Raw genomic sequence first — 11,453 nt, forward strand, 5'->3', positions numbered from 1 at the left:
GGCGGCACTGACCGCCTAAACCACCAAGTCGAAGAATCACACGACGACGTCGTACACCACGTCCCTGGACTTGACCGTCGCATAACCCCGGGGTCGGCTGTGTTCAGCGGGGGCGTGTGGCCTCCGCTCAATTGGGTTTGAGTCCTTTACACTTGATGAAGTGCGCTCCGATGCGGCCGGTTAAACAAACGGCTTCGGGACCAGCGTTGGGGATGACCTCCGGGTCTGCGCTCTAGTCGAATGGCCCCGGCCTCGCCAACCTGGCTTGAGGCCGGGGTCTAACGATTGGGTCTCCCTTCCCGTGCGATTGCCAGACAGCCTTGCCGCCACCTCGATCCCTGAGAAATGGGACGAAACAGGGCCAAACCGGATCAGCTGCGGCCCGCACGAAAAGTATCGTCGAGCGAGTCAAGCGCGGTTGCGATGTCGTCAAGCTCGTCGTCGAAGAGATCCGCGTAGGTGTGTGCGGTCACGGTGATTGATGCGTGGCCCATTGCCTTTTGCAGGAGTCGCAAGTCGGCGCCGGCCCGTCGTGACAGCGATGCGTAGGTATGCCGTAGGTCATGCACACGCAAGTTGTCCCGGCCGATCTCAGTCACAGACTTCCGCCAGTTGACCGCACGCTTCCAGTTCTCCAGGCTCAGCCGGGAACCCTTCGGCGACGCGATCGCCGGCGCGCCACAGGGTCGTGCGTCGAGCCGCGCCTTAAGTGCCGGCATCAAGCGCTCGGGGATTGGGACAGAACGTCGGCCGGCTTGCGATTTCGGGTTCCCTTCAACGAGTTTGCCGCCGACTTGGGTCATCGACCGGCGAACACGGATTCGACGAGCGCCCAGGTCGACATCCTCGACATTGAGGCCGGTGAGTTCACCGAATCGTAGGCCTGTGTAAGCCAGGAGCAAGACGACGTCACCTTGAGCGCCGCATGTTTGGGCAAGTGTTGCGACTTCGCCGACGGTTAGATAGACGTGTGTGGCTTGCCGCATCGGTGGGAATTTGGTGCGTGATGCGGGGTTCTTGCCGAGGAGCTGGTCTTCCTCGACGGCGCGGTCAAGGGTCATCTTGAGGACCGAGTGCGTCCACCTCACGGTCCGCGGTCCGAGACCCGACGCTGACATGGCATTCACCCATCGTTGGATCGACTCGTGGTCGATTCTTGCGATCGGCCACGAACCAAACTGTGGCTCGATACGCAGCCTCCAGTTGTCTTCGTATCCGCGGCGGACTTTCGCGCTCAGGTCGGGTCGGGAGGCTAGCCACGATCGATAGACGTTGCGGAGCAGGATTTTGCCGCCGCGTGGGTCCACCCTGACGCCCGCGGCGCTGTCGGTGACGAGCCTTGCTTCGAACTGGCGCGCCTCCCGCTCTGTTCGGAAGCTCTTCTTGCGCTTCGAACGATCCGGTAGGCGCCATTGGACGTCATAACGCACGCCGTCCTTCGTCTCGCGGCGCTTTATGGCCAAGATTCCTCCGGAATGACGTTGGGGGAATTGAGGATCAGTGCCTGCAGCCAGCAGTGAGCGTGTGCAAGCTTGATCGTTAGCTCAAAATTTGCGGTTGTGCTAAGTCGTGGGTGAGGGCGAATCGCTCTACACCCGAGTCGATTCCAGCCAATCTTTGACGTCATCCAGTAACCATCGACGGTGCCGATCGCTAAGCCTGAGGTGATGTGGACCAGGCGCATCAATCCCACGTTCCCGCCTGGCCGCCCAATCATGCAGCGTTGAGACCGGAACTCCGGTCATTGCTCGAACTTCATGAGCGGTGAGCATGACCGACGCATTTTCTATAGTCATCGTCTCCAACCCCGTCTCCCGCCGTTGGTACTGGCCGGCAGGTCATACCGAGATCATGAGGCATAGTTCTCGATTCCCGCTACCAGCAGTGCGACATTCGATCGGAAATGCACCGTCGAGTGCGGTCAGGGGGTCGAATCTGCGAGACCGGCTTTAGGAGAGCGGTCAAGCCCTTCTGGTTGAGGTCCAGAAGGGGTGTCTGAGCTGGTCATATAGCGCCATCGCACACCAAGCGAAACCACCGCGTGCCGACCAGTGCAGATAGCGGGTTTCAGGCTGCTGTGGTACGGGTCTCGTTGGCATAAGTGTGTCGTAGCGCGTGAACGAGCGCACCCGACCGTTTCCCGGATCGGACAGGTGGTTGTGGTGAGTGGTGCGGATCGGTGCGGATGTGTTGCATTGGTGGGCAGTTGATTTGGCGACAGTGGGTGCGGACAAATGGGGACACAGATGATGTTGGTCAGGTTGGTAGAGCGCGACGATGGGTGTGTCCTATGGTTCCCACGTGGTGAACATCAATTCGAAATCGGCGGCGCGCAAGCGTGTCCGGGAGGCGCAGCATAAGGCCAACGAGGCACGTCTGGAGCGTGAGCGTCAAAATGTCGATGACGCTGCGTCGTTTCTCGTCGAGATTGGGCGGCTGGTCGCCGTCGACGAGTGGGAGCGCAACCGTATCCTCGAGATACGCGCAGAGGGGGAGCGGCGCCGTCACGAACACCGCCAGGCTGGCGCGACAGCGGTGGCCCGGATGCAAGGCCGTGGTGAAAGCCTCACTGCGATCGCTGAACTGGCGGGAGTCAAAGTCGGTGAGGTGCGCGCGGTGTTGAAGTCTGCCGACGCGCAGGCAGCGCCACGCGCGGATGCACTAGGCGCGGAAGGCAGCGCGGCGCGGGGCGCAGGAGAGGGCGCGGTGCCGGAAGCCGGCGGTGGCGCAGCCACCGACGCCGCGGCGCAAGCACTAGGTTCGGTAGACGCCGCCGCGCGAGAGGTCGGCGGTGGCGTGCCCAACAACGTGGCGGCACAAGCACTAGGTGCTGGTGCGCCGTGAACCGTCGACCGACGGTGTCGGTGAGGTCGTCAAGCGTCGGTGCACGTGCGAACGACTATGGGGGCGCTTTGTGGGTGGACCCGGTTGTGCATGCCAGCGGATGCCGCCGGTTCGACTCCTACGTCGTGCGGGGCCCCGGCGCAATCAACGCCCCGATCCACGAGTGCCCGAGGAAGTGGTCACCCTCTCGGCGGCGGCTGCCGGCCAACGTCATGATGTGGCCGGATGCCATCGGGAGCGGCGAGTCGATGAGGCGCGCGCACAACTCACTGCCGCGGCGGAATCGCGTGACTTTTGGGGTGATGATCTGAGCCCGGCATGTCCAGTTTTCCGCGGAAAACTGGCCTGTCGCTCGTCAATCGACGCAAGTCATGGACTCGCTGATGTGATTGACGGACCGGGAAGGCGCGAAAGACGGCATGCGATCTCCGGTTGGATCTGGGCAGTTTTCCGCGGAAAACTGGCGAGATGTAATGCACAATTCAGCGTGTCTGAGGGGCGGTCGTTCGGTCAGCGACGTATTTCCTGGCGGCCGGTTCCCGGAGTGGGCCGCAGCCGCGGCCCAAGCGCACCAAGGTCTTCTCCCCATGACTAAAGTTGTCACTGTTTTGAACCAAAAAGGCGGTGTCGGCAAGAGCACCGCGACCGTCAATCTGGCCGCCGTACGAGCCCAAAAACTGACCGCATATCTCGAGCCCGACGCGTTCTCGCCGGTGGCTGCGGTCTCGATAGACCCGCAGGGGTCGGCAAAATGGTGGGCCAACCGGGTCGACGCACTCCCCTTCCATCTTGTCCAAGCGCACGACGATCCCCTCGAATGGCTGCAGCAGCTCAACAACCTGCCCGGTATTGTCGAGGTCTACGTCGATACCGCCGGCTGGTTCGACCTCGACGCGGACTCCTCTCGAGATGGTCTAGGTGACGGATACTCCGCCGATGCACTGCGGACCGTCCTCGACGTCACCGCCGAAGCGATCGTCCCGGTGCTGCCGGCGCCGATGTGCTTCGACCCAACCGCGCGCACGATCCGTAAGCTTCTCGAACCGCGCAACATCCCCTACCGGGTCTTCATCAATGATTGGGACCCGCGCGATGGCGAACACTGGTTAAAGCAAACGCAGAAGTTCATTCGCGGACAGGGATGGCCCTTAGCCGAGACGGTAGTGCGGCACTACAAGATTCACACGAATGCCTGCAGCGAGGGCGTCGTGGTCACCCAGTACAAGAAGAGTGGCTCGGCGGCCAACGCGGCGGCTGACTTCTACAAGCTCGCCGACGAACTGAACATGGTAGGAGTCCGGTAATGGGGCGCGGTGGTGTCAAGACATTCGATGATCTCGTCGATGCTGTTGGCGACAACTCATCTGTTGACGGAAACGCGAAGATTCCCGTCGTCGCCCCACGGTCGGGCCTGTCGCGGTCGGTGGCTCTACGAGACCTGGTCGGCAACCCACACAACCCGCGCGATTCGGTCGGTGACCTCGACGAGTTGGCCTCCATCGTTGACTTCCAACTACAGCCCGTAGTTGTTGTCACCCGAGGAGCATTTCAAAACATCTACCCCGAGACCACGATTTCGGCGCGGTGGGTAGTAATCATCGGCAACCGGCGGTTGGCCGCCGCGCACAAGTTCGGCCGACCCGAGCTCGACATCGTGATCAAAGACGAACTCGCCAATGATCGCGCAACGCTGCTCACGGCTGTAATCTCCGAGAACGTCGACCGCTCGGGATTCGACGTGATCGAGGAAGCCAAAGCTGTCGAGAGGCTAGTGGGGGAGTACGGCAGCGCTGACGCCGCGGCCGAACATCTTCGTAAGAGCAAGACGTGGGTGTCACATCGGCGCGCGCTACTCAAACTGGCACCCGATCTTCAGGAAGCCACCCGCAGGGGCGATCTGGCGATTCGCGAAGCGCGTTCACTTGCCCAGGTTCCGCTCGCACAGCAGGTGGCCCGGTGGAAGGCCGCTCGCGGCCGGCGCAGTGAAGGGGCCAACACCGCCAATGAAACCGAAGACGGCAATTCGGATTCGGCGGCACGAGACGAACCAACGGCGCCGCCGCTGCGCTCGGTGACGCGGGCGCTTCGAAAGTTCGACGCGGATCCACGCGCCCTGGCGATAGCGTTGCGCGATCAACTTGGCGATAAAGGAGCCAGGACACTGGTCGGCCAGCTCAGGAAGTTGCTCACATAGCATCGCGAGGGTCAGTTTTCCGTGGAAAGCTGACCCATCCATCGAGGTGGCGTGGCATACTGCACGCTCAGCCACACTCAATTATGTTGGGCGTCAAGCGGTTTCGGTGGCACCGTTCGATATCGCAGGTGGTGGTTGTCGGCGTCAACACCGGCGAGCCGAAAGCCAAACGCACCCCACGGCAACGCTCACAGCTGGGAGCGCTGGGAGGCGTGAGCGGCGAAGTTGGTGCTGGTGATAGCCGCGTGGGCGCGGTTTAGGTGATACTGCCGGGTATGTCGCTCGATGAGGTGGTGGCTGAGGCTGGCCGTGTATTGGGCGATGCGCGCAGGCTTTTCGGGGCGGCGCCGATGATTAACGGGGGTTGGTCATCAACGTCGGGACTGGTGACGGGTCGCCAGGTTGTGGCAGGCGCGGGACAGGCCGCCGCCGCAGGCTGGGGTGGTGCGGCGGCCACCGGGTACGGCGTTGCCAACACTGGGCAGCTATTTTCCCTGGATCACACCATCGCCGCCGACGCGGGGACCGGCCCGCCGCTGACCGGCGTGGGAGAGGCTGCTGCCGCGGGTGGCGGGGGCATGGATGGGGTGATCACCGATACCCGTTCGGGGGTGGCCGCGATCGCTCCTGCCACCGGAACCCCGGCAGGCAAGCGGGAATTGGTGACGCATTTGCAAAGCCAGCTGGATCGGGCCAAGGCCCTGTTGCGCATCTGTGAGCGGCGCAATATGGAGCTGGCGGCGTTGATCGGGCGAGGTGCCGGCGGCTACGGCGCAGGGATGGGCGCGATGCCGATGGGCGCCGGCGCCATGACCGGTGGCATGCCGATGGGCGGCCTGGGCGCCGCCGGCGGGGGAGTGGGCAGCCCACTTTCTATCCCCGGCCTCGACACCGCCCTGTCCGGGCTTACCCGAAACCACCACCACACCAACCCCGAGCCGGATCAGGGATTGAACCTGGCCGCCGAGCCCGCAGGTCCAGGGGCCGACCGCGTCCGCGCGGCGATCCGCAAAGCCCTCGACATCGAAGGCGTTCATGATCCCGTAGCACGTGCCCGGTGGGAAGCCGGGATGATGCTGGTGGCTAAACGTGAATCCGGATACCGCAACGACGCCATAAACCACACCGATGCCAACGCGCAGAGGGGAGATCCCAGCGGAGGGTCGTTCCAATTCACCGGTGCAACGTTCCGGCAGTATCACCAGCCGGGCACAGCAAGTAGCCGATTCGACGACGTATCCGAAGCGTGCGCGTTCATCAACTACGCCCGCGGCCGCTATTGCGTCGCAGCTGACGCGTCGAATCTGGCAGCCAACATCCAGCAGGCCGATCCCACACGACCGCCGAAGGGTTACTGAGCGGCGAAGTTGGTGCTGGTGATAGCCGCGTGGGCGCGGTTTAGGTGATACTGCCGGGTATGTCGCTCGATGAGGTGGTGGCTGAGGCTGGCCGTGTATTGGGCGATGCGCGCAGGCTTTTCGGGGCGGCGCCGATGATTAACGGGGGTTGGTCATCAACGTCGGGACTGGTGACGGGTCGCCAGGTTGTGGCAGGCGCGGGACAGGCCGCCGCCGCAGGCTGGGGTGGTGCGGCGGCCACCGGGTACGGCGTTGCCAACACTGGGCAGCTATTTTCCCTGGATCACACCATCGCCGCCGACGCGGGGACCGGCCCGCCGCTGACCGGCGTGGGAGAGGCTGCTGCCGCGGGTGGCGGGGGCATGGATGGGGTGATCACCGATACCCGTTCGGGGGTGGCCGCGATCGCTCCTGCCACCGGAACCCCGGCAGGCAAGCGGGAATTGGTGACGCATTTGCAAAGCCAGCTGGATCGGGCCAAGGCCCTGTTGCGCATCTGTGAGCGGCGCAATATGGAGCTGGCGGCGTTGATCGGGCGAGGTGCCGGCGGCTACGGCGCAGGGATGGGCGCGATGCCGATGGGCGCCGGCGCCATGACCGGTGGCATGCCGATGGGCGGCCTGGGCGCCGCCGGCGGGGGAGTGGGCAGCCCACTTTCTATCCCCGGCCTCGACACCGCCCTGTCCGGGCTTACCCGAAACCACCACCACACCAACCCCGAACTCGCCGGTGACCACGACGCCGCGATCGCTGGGGGAGGGCCATTAGCGCGCATCGCGGTCAAAGCCGCACTAACCCGCTTGGGGTGCCCCTATGTCTGGGGGGCCAAGGGGCCCAACCAATTTGACTGCTCCGGCCTGGTTCACTGGTCCTACGCTCAGGCCGGCATCACCTTGGGTCCCGACACATACACCCAGATTCACCAGGGCGCCAAGGTAGCTCATGGAAACGTCGAAGCCGGAGACCTGATCTTTCCCGAAGCAGGGCACGTCATGCTCGCCATCAGCCCAACGCAGTGCGTAGAAGCCCAGCAATCCGGTGTGCCGGTCAGGATTTCGCCGATGCCAGCCTCGTACGTGGCGCGCCGGCCGATGGCGTAGCAGTTTCGGTCGAGGCCTGCGCGTCCCCGGCGGCGTCGCGGATGACGTCGCGATACTCGTGCAGCTCGGTCAGCGCCGACATGGTCTCGCTAAACGACTTTCCGCGCACGTGCGGCAGACTCGCGACAATGAGCGACTCTAACTGCAACAGTTGATCGTCGAGGTCGCGCAGCGTTGCCTTCGCCTGTGCACTGTTGCTGTGGCGCACCAGAATCTGTGCGCATATCGCAGATATCGCCGCTATCGCCTTAGCGATTCCCAAGGCCTGCAACGTGGTGCGCGGATCGGTCGACACCGACTCGAACGAGGGCTGCGCCGTGAGCGCCGCTGCCGGGCGCGGTTGGGTCTGCGGGATGGGCTCACCGCGGCGTAGCGCATCGAGGGTGCCGCGCGGCCACTGCAGGGCATCTTCGAACTTCACGCGGTTGATCCGATGAGGAAATGACTTGCCGCGCTCAAGCAACGCGGCCGTGTTCAGCGACACATTCGCCGCGTCAGCTAGCTCTCGCTGCGTTTCCAGCCCAACTTCGACTCGGCGGTCGGCAACGGCCTTGCCGACCCGCTCTAGCGGGCTCTCGCCAGGTGGAGTCGCCTTGGTGCTCACCGTGTCCTTCGCCATCGTCGCCGCCGTCGTCGACCGACGACCTCTCGGATACTTGCAAGTTAACTATAGAAGTTGACCACGTTCAGCCACGGTCGGACACGGGATCCCAACAGATGTGCCACGCGAGAGATGCACAGAAATAGCCTGTTTAAGGCAGAAAAGCATGGTTTCGCGCAGCAGATGCGCAGGGGTGCCAATACGCTGTACGCCCTTGAACTGTGTCGACTTACTCTGCCGAAACCTTCATCTGCACTGATGTTGCCTATCAGCGCATGAGCAGCTATAAACGTAGTCAGTACACAACATACACAATATGATGCACAGGTATAATTAGGAATGGAGAGCGCCGTGACCACCATCCGACCCTTGCGAGCCGACACCGGCCTGTGCGAGTACGAAGACCCCGACACCTGGTTCAGGGGATATAGCGGGGAGCGAGAGTCGGCAGCGATCTGCACCAACTGCCCCATCATCGTCGCCTGCGCCCAGAACGCCCTCAGATTTGGCGCTACCGATGGGGTGTGGGCGAGCGTGGCCATGCCCGGCGCCCGTGACGTCGCCGCCCTCAAGGCCGCTCGAGCGCAATTACGCGAGGTCATCGCCCGCTACCGAAACCAACCCCCAGCGCTACGGCTGCGGTCCCTGCAAATCCGTCAGGCCGTGCACTTCGCGGCCACCCAGCGCGACCTGCGCCGCCGACAAGCGGCTAAACCCGCGTCCAGGGCAAGTGCGACGCTAAGGGAGAAGGCCAGTGCCTAGCAGCAGCGCAGCCACCCGCGTCCTGCGCGACGACCTGCTCGCCCAACTCCGCATCGCGCAACGGCCCCTCACGACGGCACAGTTGCGCCTGCACGCGCCTGACGTGCCGGTCGCGGGGGTCGCGATATCCTGCGCCCCGATCCACGAGCAGATCTACCGGGTGCTGTGCGGCCTTGAGCGTCAAGGCCTGCTGACCCGCGGTGGCCGTGAAGGCCGCGAGGTCACCTGGACGGCGGCCGCCAACCCCGCCGACCGCGAAATCGCCGCCCTGGAAGCCGCTTTCAGCGCCTCGGACGGCCAGCCGGCGCCACGTTGAAAGGGCGCCATCCGATGATCACATGTCCCGTTCGAGCGGCGCTGACAGCTCGGGTGCCCGAACTGGCCAACGGCTCCGTCGAAATCATTGCGGTCGCACGCGAGCCCGGACTGTTGGCTAAAGTCGCGGTCCGATCACGTGTTCGCGGGATCAACGCGGTCGCCGTCTGTATCGGGTGGGGCGGCCTGCGTATCGCCGACGTCGAAAAGCGCCTCTGCGGCGAACATGTCAGCATCATCGCCTACGACAGCGACACTGCCAGGTACGTGATCAACGCACTGGGAATCAAGTCTGCGATCGCCGAAGTCATCAACCCTGAACAGCGCCGCATCCGCGTTTACGTCAACCCCGATGACTATGCGCGCGCACTAGGCAAGGTTGGTCACAACTTGCGCCTTGTCCGGCAGCTGACCTCCTGCAGCATTCACATCCGCACCGCCACTGGCGCAAATCGTGCCCCCATGGTTGCACCACCAGGCAGTTGCCCCCGATCCCAGTAACCGAAAGGCAACCCAATGAGCGCAAACACCCTGTATGACATCGAGCTGCGCGACTGGGACCGAGTCGAAATCCTATCTGCCACATCGCAAAGCGGCGCCTACGCGGCGCGTACCGAGGTCTCGTGGTCCAACCGGAAGATCTTCACCCCGACATTATTCGACTGCGGCACAACGACATGACCTCCCCCGATGCACGCTCGGCTGCGGCACGAAGACGGGTCGCTGAGCGTCGGCTGCGCCAGTTTATGGCTAACCACGGTTACCCCGACCCCGACTCGAGCCGATCGGAGCGCACAATATGGCACGGAGGACGCGGCCAGATCCACACCAGCCGGGTCTGTTCGACATCTTCGGCGGGGACGGTGGTGGTGACGAGCCCAGAGATACGCCAGATCGTGGCGGAGGCCTACGCGGGCCCGCTCGAGCTGCCCCCGCAGTGGAGCCCAGCCCAACGCGAGACATTCCTGGACAGCCAGGCGGCCAGGATCAGCTACCAGGTCGCCGAGCTGGCGGCCGAGATGGGCGCCCAGGCGGTAGGGGCGTGGACCCGCAGCCGCGGCGAGCATCCGGATTACCTGACCAAGGCAGGGATGCTGAACACCGCACGCAGCCAGGCGATGGAGATCGTGCTCAACAACGAGCTCTACGAGCAGATCCCGACCGAGGACGGCCAGCCCAGCAACCTGTGGGGGGAGCACAACGACCCAGCGCCCGATCGCAGTCAGGTGCCCTGGGATCAACGCTGGACCCGGCCCCAGTATCGCAGCGACCCCAGCCAGAACATCGAGGCGCTGATCGCGGATCTGTGGCCGGACCCGAATTACTCGGCGGTGTTTCGGATCAAGGCCGGATACCTGCTAGCCGCCCGGGCCGAGGATGGCCTGCCCCTACCGAGCGGCCCGGACGATCCGCTCACGAGCACGCTGGCTCAGATGGTCTACACCGATCTGCGCGACGACGGCATACCCGAGCGGTAAACGCCCAGCCCTCACTGTTCGATGAGGCCGATCAGCCCACCGATCCGCGCTCGATTGACCCCGGCGGCGCCCCGCTGCCGCGGCCGAACCCGCGCACACCAGCCCACCAGCCAATCGACCCGCCGGCGGGCACCGTACAAAGCCCGGCTGTATCAGACGAACCGACTCCGGCCGCCGAGCAGCGGATAGAAGAATTCACCAGCCCCACCGATTTTCCGGCAAGCCTCGACACCCTGGTGCCATCGGGGTCCAAAGCACGCATCCGCGCCAACATTGCCGCCGTCCAGCTGCTGCGCGCCCTGCAAGACGCGCAGCGGCCGGCCACCCCAGCCGAACAACGTGTCCTGGCCACCTGGTCAGGCTGGGGTGCGGTACCCCAGGTGTTCGACCCCCGCGCCAGCGACCTCACCGCCGAACGGGACACCCTGGCCGAGTTGCTCGATCGCGACCAATACCGCCAGGCAGAGGCCTCCATCCTCAACGCCCACTACACCGATCCCGCCATCGCCGCCGTGGTGTGGGAAGCACTAGGTCGGGCCGGGTTTAGCGGTGGCAAGGTCCTCGAACCAGGTTGCGGAGCAGGAACATTCATCGCTCACGCCCCCGATGAGGCAGTCATGGTTGGTGTGGAAAGTGACGCCACCACCGCAGCCATCGCCGCCCTGCTCTACCCATCGGCCCAGATCCGCCACGAAGGTTTCGAATCCACTCACGTCCCCGAAAACAGCTTCGCCGCCGCCGTCGGCAACGTCCCCTTCGGCCGCTACGCGGTCACCGACCCCGCCCACAACCCCGCCCGTC

General features: G+C 64.2%; 12 protein-coding genes and 1 pseudogene. 11 read left to right on the top strand and 2 right to left on the bottom strand.

Annotated elements, in window-relative coordinates; genetic code table 11:
- Nucleotides 1-371: 371 nt before the first annotated feature.
- Nucleotides 372-1,463: a tyrosine-type recombinase/integrase gene (locus BST44_RS27880; RefSeq protein ID WP_007172599.1), complete on the bottom strand. Its 1,092-nt coding sequence runs from the start codon at nucleotides 1,461-1,463 to the stop codon at nucleotides 372-374.
- 838 nt (nucleotides 1,464-2,301) lie between these two features.
- On the opposite strand from BST44_RS27880, the gene BST44_RS30740 reads away from it, so the two are divergent.
- The 5 genes from BST44_RS30740 to BST44_RS31400 all read left to right on the top strand — a co-directional run bounded on the left by BST44_RS30740 (nucleotide 2,302) and on the right by BST44_RS31400 (nucleotide 7,496).
- Complete coding sequence (locus BST44_RS30740; protein WP_174814220.1) at nucleotides 2,302-2,844, top strand: hypothetical protein; 543 nt, start codon at nucleotides 2,302-2,304, stop codon at nucleotides 2,842-2,844.
- Between the two features lie 587 nt (nucleotides 2,845-3,431).
- Nucleotides 3,432-4,148 carry a ParA family protein gene (locus BST44_RS27895; protein WP_007172118.1) on the top strand — a complete coding sequence of 239 codons (717 nt, stop codon included), beginning with the start codon at nucleotides 3,432-3,434 and terminating at the stop codon, nucleotides 4,146-4,148.
- Nucleotides 4,148-5,038, top strand: coding sequence for a ParB/RepB/Spo0J family partition protein (locus BST44_RS27900; RefSeq protein ID WP_007172119.1), 891 nt, complete (start codon nucleotides 4,148-4,150; stop codon nucleotides 5,036-5,038). The genes BST44_RS27895 and BST44_RS27900 overlap by 1 nt, the downstream gene beginning before the upstream one ends.
- 386 nt (nucleotides 5,039-5,424) lie before the next feature.
- On the top strand, nucleotides 5,425-6,396 hold the full coding sequence (locus BST44_RS27905; RefSeq protein WP_085075104.1) for a hypothetical protein: 972 nt from the start codon (nucleotides 5,425-5,427) through the stop codon (nucleotides 6,394-6,396).
- 170 nt (nucleotides 6,397-6,566) lie between these two features.
- Entirely contained in the window at nucleotides 6,567-7,496 is a 930-nt protein-coding gene (locus tag BST44_RS31400; protein ID WP_269467003.1) for a C40 family peptidase, read from the top strand.
- On the opposite strand, the gene BST44_RS27915 is transcribed toward BST44_RS31400, so the two are convergent.
- Nucleotides 7,444-8,115 (bottom strand): helix-turn-helix transcriptional regulator, encoded by a 672-nt coding sequence (locus BST44_RS27915; protein WP_007172122.1) that lies wholly within the window; start codon nucleotides 8,113-8,115, stop codon nucleotides 7,444-7,446. The two genes, BST44_RS31400 and BST44_RS27915, sit on opposite strands and share 53 nt — an antisense overlap.
- A gap of 333 nt (nucleotides 8,116-8,448) precedes the next feature.
- On the opposite strand from BST44_RS27915, the gene BST44_RS27920 reads away from it, so the two are divergent.
- The 6 genes and pseudogenes from BST44_RS27920 to BST44_RS27940 form a co-directional block, all read left to right on the top strand.
- A complete protein-coding gene (locus BST44_RS27920; protein WP_072501167.1) occupies nucleotides 8,449-8,859 on the top strand; it encodes a WhiB family transcriptional regulator in 411 nt (136 codons plus the stop codon).
- Nucleotides 8,852-9,175 (top strand): hypothetical protein, encoded by a 324-nt coding sequence (locus tag BST44_RS27925; RefSeq protein WP_007172124.1) that lies wholly within the window; start codon nucleotides 8,852-8,854, stop codon nucleotides 9,173-9,175. Before BST44_RS27920 ends, BST44_RS27925 begins: the two co-directional genes overlap by 8 nt.
- A gap of 14 nt (nucleotides 9,176-9,189) precedes the next feature.
- The gene (locus tag BST44_RS27930; RefSeq protein ID WP_046184891.1) at nucleotides 9,190-9,675 is read left to right on the top strand and encodes a hypothetical protein; all 486 of its coding nucleotides are present in this window, start codon (nucleotides 9,190-9,192) and stop codon (nucleotides 9,673-9,675) included.
- A gap of 15 nt (nucleotides 9,676-9,690) precedes the next feature.
- Nucleotides 9,691-9,855, top strand: a complete 165-nt coding sequence (locus tag BST44_RS30225) for a hypothetical protein (protein WP_007172126.1) — start codon at nucleotides 9,691-9,693, stop codon at nucleotides 9,853-9,855.
- A 188-nt stretch (nucleotides 9,856-10,043) separates the two neighbouring features.
- Nucleotides 10,044-10,652 (top strand): hypothetical protein, encoded by a 609-nt coding sequence (locus BST44_RS27935; protein WP_033717261.1) that lies wholly within the window; start codon nucleotides 10,044-10,046, stop codon nucleotides 10,650-10,652.
- A gap of 236 nt (nucleotides 10,653-10,888) precedes the next feature.
- Nucleotides 10,889-11,453, top strand: a pseudogene (locus tag BST44_RS27940) (helicase); the annotation flags it as partial.

The organism is Mycobacterium scrofulaceum (genome assembly GCF_002086735.1).
Taxonomy (GTDB): Bacteria; Actinomycetota; Actinomycetes; order Mycobacteriales; family Mycobacteriaceae; genus Mycobacterium; species Mycobacterium scrofulaceum.